An 18,181-nucleotide genomic window follows, 5' to 3' on the forward strand; every position below is an offset into this window, starting at 1 on the left:
GGGGCGTGGAATCGGTCATGCGTCCTCCGCTGACGGGTCTGTCACAACCTCGGTCTCGGACACCTCAGCGTCGCCGGGGGCGTCCGGGACGTCCGAAACCTGGCCATTCTCAGCGCCCACGGTACCTGGCTCGTCGGCCAGGTGTCGCTCGGTGTTGCGCGCGACCGCGATGATCCGGTCCCCGTTGTCGGGCTTCGCGAAGATGACTCCCTGCGTCGTGCGGCCCGTGGCGTTGACCTCTGCGGTGGCGGAACGCACGATCTTGCCGCGCTCCATGATGACGAGGACCTCGTCGTCCGGGTCCACGACGAGCGCGCCGACCAGGTCGCCGTTGGCCTCCGGCAGGTTCGCGACCTTGATGCCCAGACCACCGCGACCCTGCTGGCGGTAGTTCTCCACGGTCAGGGCGGTGCGCTTCGCGATGCCGCCCTGCGTCACGGTGAACAGGTAGGCGTCCTCGCGCACGACATCCATCGCGAGCAGCTCGTCATCGGCCCGGAACTTCATCCCCGTGACACCGGACGTGGCCCGGCCCATCGGACGCAGCGACTCGTCGGAGGCGGTGAACCGCACCGACTGGCCCTTGCGGGACACCAGGATGAGGTCCTGGTCGGAGTCGACCAGCCGCGCCGAGACCAGCTCGTCCGGCAGCCCCTCGTCGTCCTCGCGCAGGTTGATCGCGATGACGCCGCCGGAGCGGTTCGAGTCGTAGTCGGTGAGCCGGGTCTTCTTCACCAGGCCGCGCTGCGTCGCCAGGACCAGGTACTCGGCCTTGGCGTAGTCGCGGATGTCGAGCACCTGCGCGATCTTCTCGCCCGGCTGGAACGCGAGCAGGTTGGCGACGTGCTGGCCCTTCGCGTCCCGACCGCCCTCCGGCAGCTCGTACGCCTTGGCACGGTAGACGCGACCGAGGTTGGTGAAGAACAGCAGCCAGTGGTGCGTCGTCGTGACGAAGAAGTGGTCGACCAGGTCGTCCTCGCGCAGCTGCGCACCGCGCACGCCCTTGCCGCCGCGGCGCTGCGCCCGGTAGTTGTCCGACCGGGTCCGCTTCGCGTAGCCGCCGCGCGTGATCGTGACGACCATCTCCTCCTCGGCGATGAGGTCCTCGACGCTGACCTCGCCGTCGAACGGGAGGATCGTCGTGCGGCGCTCGTCGCCGTACTTCGCGACGATCTCGCCGAGCTCCTCGGACACGATGTCGCGCTGCCGCTGCTCCGAGGCCAGGATCGCCCGGTACTCCAGGATCTCCGCCTCGAGCTTGGCGTAGCGCTCGAGGATCTCCTGGCGCTGCAGCGCGGCCAGCCGGCGCAGCTGCAGGTTGAGGATCGCGTTCGCCTGGAGCTCGTCGATGTCGAGCAGCGCCATCAGGCCGGCGCGCGCCTCGTCCGCGTCGGGCGAGCGGCGGATGAGCGCGATGACCTCGTCGAGCGCGTCGAGCGCCTTGAGGTACCCGCGGTAGATGTGGATGTCCGCCTCGGCTTCGCGCAGCTTGAACGCGGTGCGGCGGACGACGACCTCGAGCTGGTGGGTGACCCAGTGGCGCACGAACGCGTCGATGCTCAGCGTGCGGGGGACGTCGTCGACGAGCGCGAGCATGTTCGCGCCGAACGTGTCCTGCAGCTGCGTGTGCTTGTAGAGGTTGTTCAGCACGACCTTCGCGACGGCGTCGCGCTTGAGCACGATGACCAGGCGCTGGCCGGCGCGGCCGGACGTCTCGTCGCGGATGTCCGCGATGCCGGTGACCTTGTTCTCGCGGACCAGGTCCGCGATCTTCTTCGCGAGGGTGTCCGGGTTCACCTGGTAGGGCAGCTCGGTGACGACCAGGCAGATGCGGCCTTGGATCTCCTCGACCTCGACGATCGCGCGCATCGTGATCGAGCCGCGCCCCGTGCGGTACGCCTCCTCGATGCCCTTGTGGCCCAGGATCGTGGCGCCCGTCGGGAAGTCGGGGCCCTTGATGCGCAGCAGGAGCGCCGCGAGCAGCTCCTCGCGCGACGCCTCCGGGTGGTCCAGGTGCCACTGGACACCTTCGGCGACCTCGCGCAGGTTGTGCGGCGGGATGTTGGTCGCCATGCCGACCGCGATGCCGGCCGAGCCGTTGACCAGCAGGTTCGGGAATCGCGACGGCAGGACCGTCGGCTCCTGCGTACGGCCGTCGTAGTTGTCCTGGAAGTCGACGGTGTCCTTGTCGATGTCCCGGACCATCTCCATGGACAGCGGGGCCATCTTGCACTCGGTGTACCGCGGGGCGGCCGCCGGGTCGTCGCCCGGGGATCCGAAGTTCCCCTGCCCGGAGACCAGCGGGTACCTCAGCGACCAGTCCTGCACCAGGCGGACGAGGGCGTCGTAGATCGCCGTGTCGCCGTGCGGGTGGTACTTGCCCATGACGTCGCCGACGACGCGCGAGCACTTCGAGAACTGGCGGTCCGGGCGGTAGCCCCCGTCGTACATCGCGTACAGGACCCGGCGGTGCACGGGCTTGAGGCCGTCGCGGACATCCGGGAGGGCGCGGCCGACGATGACGGACATGGCGTAGTCGAGGTACGAGCGCTGCATCTCCAGCTGCAGGTCGACCTGGTCGATGCGGCCGTGCTCGATCTCGTTGCCGGTGGTCTCGCTCAACGTGGTTCCTTACTTCGGTGCGGACGGGTGGGACGGTCGGGCCTCAGATGTCGAGGAACCTGACGTCCTTCGCGTTGCGCTGGATGAACGAGCGGCGGGACTCGACGTCCTCGCCCATGAGGATCGAGAAGATCTCGTCGGCCGCCGCGGCCTCGTCGAGGGTGACCTGCAGGAGCGTGCGGTGCTCGGGCGACATCGTCGTCTCCCACAGCTCCTGGTAGTCCATCTCGCCCAGACCCTTGTAGCGCTGGATCGAGTTGTCCTTCGGCAGCCGCTTGCCGTTGGCCTGCCCGTCGGCGACGACGGCGTCGCGCTCCCGGTCGGTGTAGACGTAGTCGTGGTCGGCGTTGGCCCACTTGACCCGGTACAGCGGCGGCTGCGCGATGTACACGTGACCGTGGGTGATCAGGTTCGGCATGTAGCGGAACAGCAGGGTGAGCAGCAGGGTCCGGATGTGCTGACCGTCGACGTCGGCGTCGGCCATGATCACGATCTTGTGGTACCTCAGCTTGGACAGGTCGAAGTCCTCGCCGATGCCCGTGCCGAACGCGGTGATCAGCGCCTGGACCTCCTGGTTGCCCAGCGCCCGGTCCAGCCGCGCACGCTCGACGTTGAGGATCTTGCCGCGGATCGGGAGGATCGCCTGCGTGCGCGGGTTGCGCCCGCGCACCGCGGAGCCGCCGGCCGAGTCACCCTCGACGATGAAGACCTCGCACTCCTCGGCGCGGCTCGACTGGCAGTCGCGGAGCTTGCCCGGCATACCACCCGACTCGAGCAGACCCTTGCGGCGCGTGGCCTCCCGGGCCTTGCGAGCGGCCATGCGCGCGGCCGCGGCCTGGATCGACTTGCGGATGACGTCCCGCGCCTCGTTCGGGTGCGAGTCCAGCCAGTCGCCCAGCTGCTCGTTCACCACGCGCTGCACGAACGTCTTCGCCTCGGTGTTCCCGAGCTTCGTCTTCGTCTGGCCCTCGAACTGCGGCTCGCCCAGCTTGATCGAGATGACCGCGGTGAGCCCTTCGCGGATGTCGTCGCCCGTGAGGTTCTCGTCCTTCTCCTTGAGGATGCCCTTGTCGCGCGCGTAGCGGTTGATCAGGGACGTCATCGCGGCGCGGAAGCCCTCTTCGTGCGTGCCGCCCTCGGTCGTGGAGATCGTGTTCGCGTACGTGTGCACCGACTCGGAGTACGCGTTGGTCCACTGCATCGCGATCTCGACGGCGATCCGGCGCTCGGTGTCCTCGGACTCGAAGTCGATGATCTCCGGGTGGACGACCTCGACCTTCTTCGCGCTGTTCAGGTGCTTGACGTAGTCGACCAGGCCGTCGTCGTACTTGTACGTGACGTTCCGGAACGCCGGCGTGCCCGTGTCGGCCTCCTCGCCCTCGCCCGCGACCTCGTCATCCGTACCGAGGTGCTCGGGGCGCTCGTCGGTCAGCGAGATCTCGAGGCCCTTGTTGAGGAACGCGTACTGCTGGAACCGCGCCCGCAGCGTCTCGAAGTCGTACTCGGTGGTCTCGAAGATCGCCGGGTCCGCCCAGAACGTCTGCGACGTACCGCGCTGGTCGGTCGGTTCGCCCTTGCTCAGCTCACCCAGCGGCTTGCCGCCGTCGGAGAAGTTCTGCTGCCACACGAAGCCGTCGCGCTTGACCACCGTCTCGACGCGCGTGGACAGCGCGTTGACGACGGAGATGCCGACGCCGTGCAGACCGCCCGACACGGCGTAGCCCGCGCCGCCGAACTTCCCGCCCGCGTGCAGGATCGTCATGACGACCTCGACCGTGGGGCGCCCCTCGGTCGGGTGGATGGCGACCGGGATGCCACGGCCGTTGTCGACGACGCGCACACCACCGTCGGGGAGCAGCGTGATCTCGATGCGGTCGCAGTAGCCGGCGAGAGCCTCGTCGACCGAGTTGTCGACGACCTCGGTGACGAGGTGGTGCAGACCGCGCTCACCGGTGGAGCCGATGTACATGCCGGGGCGCTTGCGCACCGCCTCGAGTCCCTCGAGAACCGTGATCGCGCTGGCGTCGTACCCGCCGTCGCCAGTCTTCAGGGTGCTGGGCGGGGGGGTGCTCTGCTCGGCCACGGGCGGTGGTGCTCCTCAAGCTCTCACACGCGACGGAGGGCGCCGACCGAACTTCACCGGATCGGATCACTCCATGACGCTGGAGTTCCAGGCACAGGCGCGCCAGGAATGACCTTCACAGTCTACCTGGTGGACGGGCCTGGACCCTCTTTTCCCACAGGCGTCGGTGGGGTGTTCCTCGGTCAGCGGAACGTATCGCGCTCCCCGCGCCCGGCAACCCTCTTCGGACCGGTCTTGAACCGGGGACCTCCGGGGTTCAGGACAGTGATCTCCAGGACGATCCCGTCGCCGAGGTCCGCCGCGAGCCGCCCGAGCATCGCCGGTGCCAGGAACCGCAGCTGCGTCGCCCACGACGTCGAGTGCGCCCGCAGCGTCAGCGCCCCGCCCTCGAACGACACGTACTCGCAGTGCTCGGCCACCTGCGCGCCGACGAGATCCGACCACCGGTGCTTGAGCACGCCCGCGACCTGGTCCGACGGCCCGCCCAGCTGGTCGAGCAGACCGCTGACGGTCGATCCGATCAGCTGAGGGTCGCGCGCCCCCGGACCGGCGGTCCCCACCTGCACCGGGACCAGCGGTCGACGCCGCGCCGGGTCGCCCGGCCGGTAGCCGCGCTGCGCCGCCGCGGCCTTCGCACGGCCCAGCGCGCCGAGCGCCACCTGTCGGGGCGGCGTCAGCTCGACGAGGTCCCGCAACGGGGTGTCCAGCGCTCTGGGCTGCGGAAAGAGCTCCTCAGAGGACACGAGCCACCTCGCCCCCCATGACATCCACCCGGGCACCGGCCAGCGGAGCCGGGACGTCGTCGGCGACGGCCGCCGTGATCAGGACCTGCCGCGCGGGCGCGACGAGCTCGGCCAGCCGGTCGCGGCGGCGTGCGTCGAGCTCCGCGAACACGTCGTCGAGGATCAGCACCGGCTCACCGTCCGGTCCCCAGTCGCCCCCGACGCCCTCGTCGTCGCCACGCGTCAGCAGCTCGTACGAGGCGAGCCGCAGCGCCAGCGCGAACGACCACGACTCCCCGTGGCTCGCGTAGCCCTTGGCCGGCAGGCCGCCGAGAGTGAGGACCAGGTCGTCGCGGTGCGGACCGACGAGGCTGACCCCGCGCTCGATCTCCTTGCTGCGCAGCCGGCCCATCGCCTCGAGCAGCTGCGCCTCCACCAGGTCGACGCCGGCCGCGTCGTCCTCGATCTCCAGCACGGCGTCCAGCGACGCCTTGTACGTCACGATCGCGTCACCCTGACCGGCGCTGACCTGCGCATATGCCTTCTCGACGTGCGGAGCGATCGCCCGGACCAGACTCCGCCGGGCGACGATGATCTGCGCGCCGGTCTGCGCGAGCTTGGCATCCCAGACGTCGAGCGTGCGCAGGTCCGCACCTGCACCCCGGCGTGCCACGGCAGCCGACTTCAGCAACGCCGACCGCTGGCGCAGCACCCGGTCGTAGTCGGCGACCGTCCCCGCGACGCGCGGCGTCAGCTGCACCAGGAGGTCGTCGAGGAACCGTCGTCGGCCGTCCGGGTCACCCTTGACCAGCGACAGGTCCTCCGGCGCGAACAGCACCGTGCGCAGGATGCCCAGCACGTCGCGCGCCCTCGTCGGGGATCCCCCGTTGACGCGAGCGCGGTTCGCCTTGCCGGGCGTGACCTCGATCTCGACGAGGGTCGACCGGGGTCGACCGGGCTCCAGCTCGCGCACGACCTTGGCCCGGACCACCGCCCTGGTCGTACCAGCACGCACCAGTGCGGCATCCGTCGGTACCCGGTGGCTGCCGAGCGTCGCGACGTAGCCCATCGCCTCGACCAGGTTCGTCTTGCCCTGCCCGTTGGGGCCGACGAGCGCGGTGATCCCCGGCTCCAGCGGGAGCTCGACCTGCGCGTACGAGCGGAAGTCCGTCAGGGAGAGATGGGCGACGTACATCTCTTCCGGCTACAGCGACTGCGACGGCGGCGTGCCGGTGACCGGACCGGTGGTGCCGGCCGGCTTGACCGCGTGTCCCCCGAACTGCTGACGCAGCGCGGCGACGGCCTTCATCGCCGGGGACTCCTCCTGGCGCGACTGGAACCGCGCGAACAGTGCCGCCGAGATCACCGGTGCCGGCACGGCCAGGTCGATCGCCTCGTCGACGGTCCACCGGCCCTCGCCGGAGTCCTCGACCCAGTCGTCGATCTCGCCCAGGCCCGGATCCTGCCCGAGCGCCTTGACCAGCAGCTCCAGCAGCCAGGACCGCACGACCGTGCCTCGCTGCCATGCGCGCATCGTGCCGTGCACGTCCGTGACCAGGTCCTTCGCGGCCAGGAGCTCGTAGCCCTCGGCGTAGGACTGCATCAGCCCGTACTCGATGCCGTTGTGCACCATCTTGGCGAAGTGCCCGGCGCCGACCGTCCCGGCGTGCACGAACCCCTCCTCGCGCGGGCCCTCCGGACGTAGGGCGTCGAACACCGGCATGACCTTCGCGACGACGTCTGCGTCGCCGCCGACCATGAGCCCGTACCCGTTCTCGAGCCCCCAGACACCGCCGGACACCCCGGCGTCCAGGAAGTCGACACCCGTCCGCGCCAGCACGTCGGCGTGCTTCTGGTCGTCCTGGTAGTACGAGTTCCCGCCGTCGATCAGGATGTCGCCGCTGGTCAGCAGCCCGGCCAGCTCGGTGACGACCCCGTCGGTGATGACCCCGGACGGCACCATCACCCAGACGACCCGCTCACCGGCGGGCAGCGCCTCGACCAGCGCCTCGAGGGAGGGCACGTCGGTCACGTCGGGGTTCCGGTCGTACCCCGTGACCTCGATGCCCGCAGCACGAATGCGGGTGCGCATGTTCGCACCCATCTTGCCCAGACCCACCAGACCGATGTGCATGACTGTGCCTCTCTCGGATCCGCGCTCGCGCGTCCCACTGTGCCGCACGGGGCGGCGGTGCGCCGGTCAGCTGGCGAAGCGGATGGGGACCAGCAGGTACCGGTACTGCGGGTTGTCCTCACCGTCGAGCGACTCCTGGCCGGTGAACTCCACAGGCTTGTTCGGGTGGGTGAACGACAGCCGCACGAACGTCGTGCTCAGCGCGCCGAGACCGTCCAGGAGGAACTGCGGGTTGAACGCCACGGAGATGTCGTCGCCGACGAGCGTCGCCTCGAGCGCCTCGGACGCCTGTGCGTCGTCGCCCTGGCCGGCGTCGAGGACGACCTGGCCCTCGCTGAACGACAGCCGGATCGGGGTGTTGCGCTCGGCGACGAGACTCACGCGCTTGGCGGCATCCGCCAGGGCGTGCGTGCTGACGATGGCGTGGATCGGCGTCTCGTCCGGGAACAGCCGACGGACGGCGGGGTAGTCCCCGTCGACCAGCAGGCTGGTGGTCTGCCGGCCGGCGGCCTCGAACCCGATCATGTCCACGCCGGAGCCGGTGGACAGGGCGACGGTCACGGACCCGGCGCTGCCGAGCGACTTCGCGGCGTCGGACAGCGTCCGGGCACGCACGAGCGCGACGGTCGAGATGTCCGGCGACGACGGCTTCCAGGTGAGCTCACGCAGGGCGAGCCGGTAGCGGTCCGTCGCCAGGAGCGTGACCTTCTCGCCCTCGATCTCGACCCGCACGCCGGTGAGCAGCGGCAACGTGTCGTCCCGGCTGGCGGCGACGGACACCTGGGCGACCGCGTGGGTGAGCTCGTCGCCGTCGACGGTCCCCGTGGTCGGCGGCATGACCGGGAGGTTCGGGTAGTCCTCGACCGGCATCGTCAGGAGCGTGAACCGGCTCGCGCCGCACGTCACCACGACCTTGGTGCCGTCGAGCACGACGTCGACCGGCTTGTCCGGCAGCGCACGGGAGATCTCGGCGAGCAGACGGCCCGAGACCAGGACGGTGCCGGCCTCGCTCACGTCGGCGGGGATCTGCGACCGCGCAGAGACCTCGTAGTCGAAGCTCGAGAGCTGGACCGTGCCCGTGGTGTCGGCCTCGAGGCGAACACCTGCCAGGACAGGGACCGGCGGCCGAGTGGGCAGGCTGCGCGCCGTCCACGTGACGGCGTCCGCGAGAACGTCACGGTCGACCCGGAACCTCATACCTCACCTCTCGTCGAGCTGGCCTGACCGGTGTGCCGGCACGGGTTGTGCGGGGTCCGGGGTGGGCAGGCGTCAGGCGAACACTACGCGAGTGGTCCGACGCTCGGTACGGAGCATGGGGATGACAACGACAGCCGTGTCGTTCGACGCGGTGCGCCGGTCGCTCGAGCTCCTCTGGCGGTGTGTGGATCCCCCACCTAGAGAAGTGTCATCGTCGTCATCGGTCCTGTGCACTGTGTGGATCGTCGACGTCCGCGCAGGTCAGGACGCAATCTGCCTGTGCACCCGGGGTGTGGGTCGATTCGGACGTCTGGTGGACGACGGTGGACGACGGTGGTGACCCACTTCTGCGTCCACTGGTCAGGGGTGTGCCGTCCACACCCCCACCGCGTGTCATCCACCGTCGTCCACAGGTGAGTGCACAGGTGTGGAGATTCGTCCCATGCATGTCTCATCCGGAGGGTGAAGGTTCGAGTCAAGAGGCTCGTATCGTTTCGACGGTGAGAGTTGTCTCATGCCCGGAAGCCCGCAATGCCGGTTTGTGAACACAGAGGTTGGTCCCGGGATGTCCGGTTCCTGGTGTTTCTGCAGGTCAGAGCAGTGCGGTGACGCCCCTGCAGACGCCGTGCGCCGAATGGGTGAACCGCGTCACAAGTGTCCCCAGGTCCCTGTGGACGGCTGTGGATAACTCAGGCTCCGATGAGCCCGTATCAGCCTCGGTTCTGCTGCTTGATCCGGTTCGTCAGCTCGGTGACCTGGTTGTAGATCGACCGGCGCTCGGCCATCAGCTCGCGGATCTTGCGGTTCGCGTGCATGACCGTGGTGTGGTCACGGCCACCGAACGCCTGCCCGATCTTGGGCAGCGAGAGGTCGGTCAGCTCACGGCACAGGTACATCGCGATCTGACGGGCCGTGACGAGCACGCGGGAGCGGCTCGACCCGCACAGGTCGTCGATGCTGAGCCCGAAGTACGCCGCGGTCTGGCCGATCACCTGCGTCGCGGTGATCTCCGTCGTCTGGTCGTCGGTGATCAGGTCCTTGAGGACGATCTCGGCGAGTGACAGGTCGACCTGCTGGCGGTTCAGGTTCGCGAAAGCCGTGACCCGGATCAACGCGCCCTCGAGCTCGCGGATGTTCGTCGAGATCTTGCTGGCGATGTACTCCAGCACGTCCGGCGGTGCCTGCAGCCGCTCGCTGCCGGCCTTCTTGCGCAGGATCGCGATGCGCGTCTCGAGGTCGGGCGGCTGGACGTCGGTGATCAGACCCCACTCGAAGCGCGACCGCATCCGGTCCTCGAAGCCGTTCAGCTGCTTGGGTGGCAGGTCGGACGTGATCACGACCTGCTTGTTCGCGTTGTGCAGCGTGTTGAACGTGTGGAAGAACTCCTCCATCGTCTGTTCCTTGCCCTGCAGGAACTGGATGTCGTCGATGAGGAGCACGTCGACCTCGCGGTAGCGACGCTGGAACGCGCCGGCCTTGCCCTCGCTGATCGAGTTGATGAAGTCGTTGGTGAACTCCTCGGAGTTCACGTACCGCACGCGCACGCTCGGGTAGAGGTTCTGGGCGTAGTGCCCGATCGCGTGCAGCAGGTGCGTCTTGCCCAGCCCCGAGTCGCCGTAGATGAACAGAGGGTTGTACGCCTTGGCCGGCGCCTCGGCGACCGCGACCGCCGCCGCGTGCGCGAAGCGGTTCGAGCTGCCGATGACGAACGTCTCGAAGAGGTACTTCGGGTTCAGCCGCGCGGGCTCCGCGGGCATGCGCCGGTTCGCCGGGGGCGGACGGTCGTCGTTGCGGCCGCCGTACCGGCGCTCGCGCACCTGGTCGTCGCGGTCGTCCTGCCCGTCGTCCGGCACCAGGGAGAGATCGGGTCGGGCTTCCCGACGTGCGTCCGCCTCGTCGGCCTCGCGCTCGTCACGCGACTGGCTGTAGGGCTCGTGCCGCTGGTCCGACCCCGAACCGACCACACGGAGAGCCGGAGGTGCGTCCTCGGCCAGCTCCGGGTCGACGGTGATGGCGAACCGGGCCTCCCGGTCGAGTGCCGTGCTCAGTGCAGCGGTCACCTCACCCCGGACGCGCGACTCGAGGTAGTCCTTGGTGAGGTCGTTGCCGACCGCCAGCAGGAGGGTGCCGTCGAGGAGGCCCAGAGGCCGGGCCAGCCGGACGAAGGCGATCTGGCGCGGGGTGATGTCCGGACTCGACTCGAGGGTCGACACCACGTGACCCCAGACCCGGGAAAGCTCTTCGTCCTGTGACACGTGCTACCTCAGCTGTTCGATCGCGTGGGTGGTCGAGTCTCGCACGACCGTACGTTGTCCACACAGTTGTCCACACCTGTGAGCAGTGGGTCTCGCCGGTGTCACTGGTGCTCAGACACGATGAGGACGGCCTGACGAGCGCCGTTCTGTCGTCGGTGGTCGTCGCACCTGGCGGCCATCCACCACGTCGTGATCCACAGGCCGCGCCCCCCGGGCGACGATGACCGATGGTAGTGGCCCGTGGCTGGTCCGGGGAGTGCTCGGTGGGGTGACGTCCGGACACCCTGTGGGACGATCGCTCCGGCGCGTCGCGCGCATTTGACCGGCCACTACGGCGGGAAGTACGGTATTGCAGCCTTCTCGATGGCCCCTGCTGGCGCGCCCTGACGCCGCACGCACGCGATGCGTGTCCTGGGAGCAGTTCGAACTCGGCAGCCTGAACCTGGTCGCGCGGCACATGCGAGACCCACTCGATGTACTTGGAGACTCTCGTGAGCAAGCGCACCTTCCAGCCGAACAACCGGCGCCGGGCCAAGACCCACGGCTTCCGTCTGCGTATGCGTACCCGCGCCGGCCGCGCGATCCTGGCGGCACGTCGTCGCAAGGGCCGCGCGGAGCTCTCGGCCTGACACCACCGTCGGTGCTGTCCGCTGCGCACCGCATGCGCCGCGCTGCCGACTTCGAGCAGGCGGTGCGCCGAGGCGCGCGCGGCGGACGGGACACCCTCGTGGTGCACATGACGACCAGGACCGATCACTCGCCCTCCGGGCCGGTGATCGGTCTTGTCGTGTCCAAGGCAGTGGGGACCGCCGTGACGCGGAACCTGGTTAAGCGTCGGCTGCGCGAGCTCGTCCGGGTCCGGCTGGCAGCGATGCCCGTCGACGCCGGCATCGTCGTCAGGGCACTGCCGCCTGCGGCATCGCGCCCGTTCGCCCTGCTGGGAGACGACCTCGACGCCGCGCTCGAGACAGCCGCTCGTCGTGCTCGACGCCGGACCGAGGCCTAGTCATCCCATGACTATTCGGTCCATCGTCCGCGGGATCGTGCGTGCTCCCGGTCGGCTGCTCCTTCTCCTCCTCACGGGGTATCAACGGTTCATCTCGCCGATGACACCCCCGACCTGCAAGTTCTACCCGTCCTGCTCGCAGTACGCCGTCATCGCGGTCCAGCGCCACGGCGCGATACGCGGGACGGGCCTCGCCATCTGGCGAGTGCTCCGCTGCAACCCCTGGAACCTGGGTGGCGTGGACGACGTTCCACCAGCACGATCCGTCCACCACCATCACGACGTGGCTCCGTCCACGCACTGACCCCCCGAGGAGTTCTGCCCGATGGACTGGTTCGACGGTCTGCTCAAACCGATCATGGTCGTCGTGGCCTGGATCATGGTCCAGTTCCACTCGCTGTTCGAGGCGATCGGCCTCGACCCCGCAGGCGGTGCCGCCTGGGCGCTGTCGATCGTCGGCCTCGTCATCGTGATCCGGATCCTGCTGATCCCGCTCTTCTTCCGGCAGATCAAGGCGTCGCGCGGCATGCAGCTGCTCGCACCCGAGATGCAGGCCATCCAGAAGAAGTACAAGGGCAAGACGGACCCCGCCTCCCGTGAGGCGATGAGCCGCGAGACGATGGCGCTGTACCGCGAGCACGGCACGAACCCGTTCGCGTCGTGCCTGCCGATCCTGCTCCAGTCCCCCATCTTCTTCGCCCTGTTCCGCGTGCTCATCGAGCTCCCGAACGTCGCGTCCGGCAAGTACCCGCCGATCGGTCCCATGTCGCCCGAGCTCGCGGCGCAGGCCGAGGCAGCGACGATCTTCGGTGCCCCGCTGTCGGGCACCTTCATGCAGGCCGGCTCCGGTCCGGACGCGATGTCCATCCGCATCGTGACCGTGGTCCTGATCATCGCTATGTCCGCCACCACGTTCCTGACACAGCGCCAGCTGACGATGAAGAACATGCCGCCCGCGGCGCTCCAGGGCCCCATGGCGCAGCAGCAGAAGGTGCTGCTCTACGTGCTGCCGCTGATCTTCGCGTTCTCCGGCGTGAACTTCCCCATCGGTGTCCTCATCTACTGGACCACCACCAACCTCTGGTCGATGGGCCAGCAGTTCTACACGATCCGCCGGATGCCGGCGCCCGGTTCCCAGGCAGAGATCGCCATGAAGGAGCGCAAGGCCAAGAAGGCCAAGTCGCACGGCACGATCGAAGAGTCCGCAGCACCGGCGGTCATCATCGAGGAGAAGCCACGCGGACAGCGGGAACAGCCCAAGCGCAAGGACCGCAACAAGCCTCGTCCTGTGATCGACGACGTCAAGGACAAGCCAGTCCCGCCCAAGGACGGCGACGGCCCCAGCACGCCGACGCCCGGCGCACCCACCAAGCCTAAGAAGTAGCGCACTCGCGCGACGATGATCGGAGAGAGAACTCCATGACTTCGACCCAGCCCGACGCCGTCCCCGTCGAGACCACCAGCACGAAGCGTCTCGAGGAGGAAGGCGAGATCGCCGCCGACTACCTCGAGGAGCTGCTGGACATCGCTGACCTCGACGGCGACATCGACATCGACATCGACCACGGCAGGGCCGCCGTGGAGATCGTGTCCGAAGACCCTGCCGACCGGTCGCTCTCACGGCTTGCCGGTCACGACGGCGAGGTTCTCGACGCTCTCCAGGAGCTGACCCGTCTGGCCGTCCAGGCCAAGACCGGGGAGCGCAGCCGCCTCATGCTCGACGTCGCCGGCTACCGGTCCGCTCGGCGTGCGGAGCTGGTGACCGTTGCCGAAGAGGCCATCGCGCGCGTGAAGGAGTCCGGTGCCGCCGTGGCACTCGACTCCATGAACCCGTTCGAGCGCAAGGTCGTGCACGACGCCGTCGCCGCGGCAGGGATGTCGAGCGACTCCGACGGTGTGGAGCCCAACCGGCGCGTGGTGATCCGGCCGGCGTAGTTTGCGATCGAACTGAAGGGGTGGGCCTGCGGGCCCACCCCTTCGTCGTTGTCGGCATGTTTCACGTGAAACTCCTGAAGAGATCGCTCGTCTGCCGCCGGAGTCACTCTCCAGGGTGCCAGGGGCGATCCGAGACTGGCACGCGGACTCTCGTCCACGGTGGCGCGAGAGTTGTCCCCTGCTACCAGCTGCTTGAGCAGATGCCCCAGCAGCCGTGCGCCGATCATGAGCTCCACGAGCCGTGCGCCGATCGTGCGGGTGCGTTGGCGGAGTGGATCCGGCCGTCAGCCAGGATTGATTCATCGCAGGTGGTCCTACATACCGACACGTGTTTCCAGAGAGCGAGGGACTGGTGACCGGTCCCGTTTCACGTGGAACAAGGATGCCGGATCTGACCAATAGCGGATGTGGCTTGATCACCATGCCGCCTGGTCTCACGGGCTGTTGCAGCGCCTACCGACCGATCGCCCGTCCTCAGAAGCTCGGGATGGGGGGCGATCGCCGTCCTGGATTGGCGTCGGCATGCAATGTGGGCGTCCGCGGACTGCGTGGGCAGACTGCCGCAGCCAACGTCGTGCGTCAGGCCATGCCGAGGAGCGCGTGATGAGAGCCCTCTCCCACCAGACTGGGACGCAGCTGCCGGCACGCGGTCGGCTACAGCTGCTTCACACTGATTCGCATTCGAGGGGTATCTGCGCGGTGAGGTCGTGCGGCCTGTACGGCGGCAATGGACATTCGGTCGACCGATCCAACGCGGCGCAGGGTGCCGACGGTGACTGTCGCAATCGGGCGCAGGGTGCCGACGGTGACTGTTGCACTCCGCAGCGGAACTCTGTGTCGTTGTTCCACGTGAAACGACGGATGGGGATGTCGTCGTCATCGGACAGGTCTCGACGTCCACTCTCCCCAGGGTGTTGCGCGGGACCTGGCGGTCTGGACCCGCGGCGCCGTGGATGGCGAGACGCTCGAAGACGTCGCACTGAGCCCATCCATAGGTGCTGGTGAGGTCTTTGCCGACTCGTCACCACCACGGGCGCGGTGGCGCGCGGGGCGTCCTGCTCGTGACCGCCGAAGTCCACGAGGCGGTTTCACGTGAAACAGCGGGGATGCGGCCGATGCGCTAGTGCCTCCGGCTGCTCGGGGCGTGCCCTGGGAGTGCGCATCTGCGCGGACGGCGAGTCTGTCCCACAGGCCAGCGAATGAGACCATCTCGACGGGCGACGGGCGACGGGCGACGGGCGACGGGCGACGGGCGACGGGCGACGGGCGACGGGCGACGGGCGACGGGCGACGGGCGACGGGCGAACGGGTACGCGCTATGGGGTACGCGCCGGGTAGGGGGCCGATCCTCACCATCGGCGGCGTGGCGGGGGACAGCTGTTTCACGTGAAACGACGCCGCGACCTCGCGGCAGCAGGGGGATAGTGCAGGCGGGTCACCACGCGTGCCTGTAGCCCGTCGCAGATGCCGTCGGTCAGGTCGTGAAGCCTCTCCGAGGAGCAGCTACCCGCACCCGCAGAACGTGCTGCACGCCGTTGGCGGTGCGCGCGTGGGTTGAGTGAGCACCCGCTCGTGGGAGTAGATGCGTGCGAGCGTGTGCGTAGGTGCGCGAAGGTGAGGTCTCTGACAGGCGCGTGCGATGGCTGGAGGTGCGGTGCCCGAGCTTGAGCGTGAGGACCCGTGCGTCCGAGCGGGACATCTCGACGTCGGCCGCTCGCACGTCAGCTGTCAGGGGCGATAGACCCACTCGTCCACGGTGACGGGCGACCCCTCGTGGACTCTGTCGGCACCGAGTAGGCGAACGACTCTCCGCTGTTCCCGGTCCCTGCTCGTGCATCTGCTCAGAGCGCGGGGCGGCCGTGGGCGGCCCCCGACGTGACGTGTTCGGTTGCGCCCGGACGAGTCGCCCTTCTCGCGGGGCAACCTCGCCCTCCTGTGCAACCGAAGACCCGCCTCAGCGATCCTCCGGATCGTCCGATCAGATTGGCCACTGCAAAGGTGTGGTCAGTCAGGCGGGGAGCCTCCGGTCTTCTCCCCGGACGACCACCGCGCACAGGACCTCGCCGAACGCTGCTTTGCGCCACCACATGGCGGCCGCACTAGTCACTCGCTACGACAAGCTCGCAGTCGTCAACCGCACGGCGCGGTCGTCCTGCAGATGAGGGTGCAGTGGTTCATCCACCTTCAATGACGGACCTTCGACTACGCGACCTTCGACGAGACGGCGAATGGGAGAGCTAGCACGAGCGCGGTTCGTCATCGCTTCATGGAGATCGTTGGAAGTAGTCGTCGGCTCCACGACGGCGGCGTGGTGATGCCCGTCGACATCATCGGGCCGCGCAACGACCTGTGGTTCGGCTTGGGCAAGGCAGATGTGCAGCTCGAGCAGGTGAGAGGCCCAGCGCCAGATCGTCGACAGGAGGTGGCTGCTCCGTCGCCGTTCTCTGGACGTGCGGGCCCGCCGACGAGATCGCCTCGTCCTCGTGGGGCGCTGGAGTCGAGGTCAGCGACCTACTCGACAGCGCACCCGCACGGGGCGAGGTAGGTGCACCTGGTGCTGCCGTTCGCGCGCCTAGGTGCCCGCCCGTGTTCCACGTGAAACATCGACGACCGAACGTCCCTCGAGCCGACCACTCACGCCAACGGCGCCGAGCGACATCACAGAGGTCGATTCCCTGCGGACTTCATCAATCCTGTGAAGCGCCCGAGCGCAAGGTCCTAGATGGTGCGAGGTGGAGGTCGAGGGGCACACCGACGTGGCGCCGGCTCCCGGACCGACACACGTGGGCAGAGTGACTGAAGTCCTCCGAGACGCCGGTGGTTCGACCGTGTGTCGGTATCGCCCGAGTACAGGGTATGCAGGGGAGGCGGACTTCCAGGGTGGTGCCTGTTGGTGGTGACGTCGTGAATGGTCCGCGCTAAGGCTGGCCAGAGGTCGTCAGCCCTGGGTGGGGGACGGAATGGGCCGAATCACTCGTGCGGCGACGCCGGCGAGAGTGTTGAGGCGAGGGTTGGTCGGCCACGGGCCTGGAGTCGACACGCGGCGTTCGATGAACCCGCGCGTCGGAGCATCACGAACTCTTACGGGTGGCACCAACCTGACCTGCGGGTTCGGGCTTCTGTGGCGGAAAGGTGATGCCAGTGCGGTGGACGGCCACGCTCGCCACCTCGGATGCTCGATGCCCGGTGCGGTCCGCCTCGGGCGTGTCCCACACCGCTCGCGTGAGGCCTGCGGGAGTATCCCCGTGTGACGACCCGGTACTACCAGCGCGTCCGATGGCTCCATGACGATCCTGACGATCCCGTACTGCTCTGGGCCGAGGTCGTAGACGGGTGGGAGGTGCGAAAGGTCGACGAATTCGTTGACGGTCACTTGGTCTGGGCTGACGGCGAGAAGGAGTCGGAATCCACCGTGCTGGGGACAGCGCCCGTTCCCGCTCCTGAAGAGATCGCGCAGAAGCCCCAGTTCCTGATCAAGCTCGTCGATCGAGAGACGTTCGAGCGGGTGTGGCAGCGAGCTCTCGCTAGCGGGAAGTAGGTCGGGCCATCTCGCCGGCGTGCGGAGCAGGCACAGGATGGTGGCAGGGCCAGTGCGCCCAGGCAGATGACTGGTAGGAGCCCAGGTTGGGCGTTCCACGACGCGAGCCTGCTCGATGGCCGTCCGGGCTGGCCGGCCCGGGGTCGAAGCAAGCGCACTTCGGGTGATCCTGCTGCCGAGCCCGGGGCGAGGAGCAGACTGCCAGAACTGAACCGTGTTTCACGTGGAACAGACTGGCAAGAGTGCGCGCACCTCTGGAGCGACTCCCATGAGAAGCCCAGCAGGGCGGGGCCGGCGCGGGAGAGTGGTTCGCCCGAGACCCGCCTGGGTTTCACGTGGAACATGGAAGTGCCTGAGTGACGAGGCGGACAGTGCGCTGAGGACCGGGCGTCTCGCCACGACCCACCCGGCGGGAGGGCGTTGGCCGAGGAGGCGAACCGAAGATGTAGAAGCGTGGTGGGGCTCTGCGCTGGCGAATCGCGCAGTCGCGGAACGGTGATTGCCTCGAGCCTCACGTGCCACCGTTGCGCGGCGTGGACCAGATGGGCACGGTCAGGACAGTGGCCAGAGGTTTCCCTGTTCGACCGATGAGGAGAACGCCCCACGAACGTACCGGGGGCGATCACCTCGCCGAGACCCGGGCTCACGGGGGCATCGAGCACACGGTGCGCAGGCGAGTTGAGTGACGC

General features: G+C 68.5%; 13 protein-coding genes. 6 read left to right on the forward strand and 7 right to left on the reverse strand.

Annotated elements, in window-relative coordinates:
* Positions 1-15: 15 nt before the first annotated feature.
* From gyrA to dnaA, 7 genes are all read right to left on the reverse strand, one after another.
* Complete coding sequence (gene gyrA, locus ASF78_RS07665) at positions 16-2,622, reverse strand: DNA gyrase subunit A (RefSeq protein WP_056586368.1); 2,607 nt, start codon at positions 2,620-2,622, stop codon at positions 16-18.
* Between the two features lie 43 nt (positions 2,623-2,665).
* The gene (gyrB, locus tag ASF78_RS07670) at positions 2,666-4,705 is read right to left on the reverse strand and encodes a DNA topoisomerase (ATP-hydrolyzing) subunit B (RefSeq protein WP_056586371.1); all 2,040 of its coding nucleotides are present in this window, start codon (positions 4,703-4,705) and stop codon (positions 2,666-2,668) included.
* A gap of 182 nt (positions 4,706-4,887) precedes the next feature.
* A complete protein-coding gene (locus ASF78_RS07675; protein WP_235518434.1) occupies positions 4,888-5,448 on the reverse strand; it encodes a DUF721 domain-containing protein in 561 nt (186 codons plus the stop codon).
* On the reverse strand, positions 5,438-6,622 hold the full coding sequence (gene recF, locus ASF78_RS07680) for a DNA replication/repair protein RecF (protein WP_056586374.1): 1,185 nt from the start codon (positions 6,620-6,622) through the stop codon (positions 5,438-5,440). Before recF ends, ASF78_RS07675 begins: the two co-directional genes overlap by 11 nt.
* Before the next feature lie 9 nt (positions 6,623-6,631).
* The gene (gene gnd / locus ASF78_RS07685) at positions 6,632-7,561 is read right to left on the reverse strand and encodes a phosphogluconate dehydrogenase (NAD(+)-dependent, decarboxylating) (RefSeq protein ID WP_056586377.1); all 930 of its coding nucleotides are present in this window, start codon (positions 7,559-7,561) and stop codon (positions 6,632-6,634) included.
* A gap of 66 nt (positions 7,562-7,627) precedes the next feature.
* The gene (gene dnaN / locus ASF78_RS07690; RefSeq protein ID WP_056586380.1) at positions 7,628-8,758 is read right to left on the reverse strand and encodes a DNA polymerase III subunit beta; all 1,131 of its coding nucleotides are present in this window, start codon (positions 8,756-8,758) and stop codon (positions 7,628-7,630) included.
* A 710-nt stretch (positions 8,759-9,468) separates the two neighbouring features.
* Positions 9,469-11,013 (reverse strand): chromosomal replication initiator protein DnaA, encoded by a 1,545-nt coding sequence (dnaA, locus tag ASF78_RS07695; RefSeq protein WP_056586382.1) that lies wholly within the window; start codon positions 11,011-11,013, stop codon positions 9,469-9,471.
* A 491-nt stretch (positions 11,014-11,504) separates the two neighbouring features.
* Between dnaA and rpmH the strand changes: the two genes are divergently transcribed.
* The 6 genes from rpmH to ASF78_RS07720 all read left to right on the forward strand — a co-directional run bounded on the left by rpmH (position 11,505) and on the right by ASF78_RS07720 (position 17,492).
* Entirely contained in the window at positions 11,505-11,642 is a 138-nt protein-coding gene (rpmH, locus tag ASF78_RS21885; protein WP_010849920.1) for a 50S ribosomal protein L34, read from the forward strand.
* Positions 11,643-11,653: 11 nt separating this feature from the next.
* The gene (gene rnpA, locus ASF78_RS07700) at positions 11,654-12,019 is read left to right on the forward strand and encodes a ribonuclease P protein component (RefSeq protein WP_056586385.1); all 366 of its coding nucleotides are present in this window, start codon (positions 11,654-11,656) and stop codon (positions 12,017-12,019) included.
* 7 nt (positions 12,020-12,026) lie between these two features.
* Entirely contained in the window at positions 12,027-12,323 is a 297-nt protein-coding gene (yidD, locus tag ASF78_RS07705) for a membrane protein insertion efficiency factor YidD (protein ID WP_056586388.1), read from the forward strand.
* Positions 12,324-12,344: 21 nt separating this feature from the next.
* Positions 12,345-13,403, forward strand: a complete 1,059-nt coding sequence (yidC, locus tag ASF78_RS07710) for a membrane protein insertase YidC (protein ID WP_082494848.1) — start codon at positions 12,345-12,347, stop codon at positions 13,401-13,403.
* A 35-nt stretch (positions 13,404-13,438) separates the two neighbouring features.
* A complete protein-coding gene (locus ASF78_RS07715; protein ID WP_056586391.1) occupies positions 13,439-13,954 on the forward strand; it encodes a R3H domain-containing nucleic acid-binding protein in 516 nt (171 codons plus the stop codon).
* Positions 13,955-17,201: 3,247 nt separating this feature from the next.
* Entirely contained in the window at positions 17,202-17,492 is a 291-nt protein-coding gene (locus tag ASF78_RS07720; protein ID WP_056586394.1) for a hypothetical protein, read from the forward strand.
* Positions 17,493-18,181 lie beyond the last annotated feature (689 nt).

The sequence above is a fragment of the Cellulomonas sp. Leaf334 genome (assembly GCF_001424195.1).
Taxonomy (GTDB): Bacteria; Actinomycetota; Actinomycetes; order Actinomycetales; family Cellulomonadaceae; genus Cellulomonas.

What these genes read in the sequence shown, in the direction of transcription:
- gnd (WP_056586377.1), bottom strand. Translation starts at nt 7,561, where the DNA reads ATGCACATCGGTCTGGTGGGTCTGGGCAAGATGGGTGCGAACATGCGC.
- yidC (WP_082494848.1), top strand. Translation starts at nt 12,345, where the DNA reads ATGGACTGGTTCGACGGTCTGCTCAAACCGATCATGGTCGTCGTGGCC.
- recF (WP_056586374.1), bottom strand. Translation starts at nt 6,622, where the DNA reads ATGTACGTCGCCCATCTCTCCCTGACGGACTTCCGCTCGTACGCGCAG.
- yidD (WP_056586388.1), top strand. Translation starts at nt 12,027, where the DNA reads ATGACTATTCGGTCCATCGTCCGCGGGATCGTGCGTGCTCCCGGTCGG.
- ASF78_RS07715 (WP_056586391.1), top strand. Translation starts at nt 13,439, where the DNA reads ATGACTTCGACCCAGCCCGACGCCGTCCCCGTCGAGACCACCAGCACG.
- dnaN (WP_056586380.1), bottom strand. Translation starts at nt 8,758, where the DNA reads ATGAGGTTCCGGGTCGACCGTGACGTTCTCGCGGACGCCGTCACGTGG.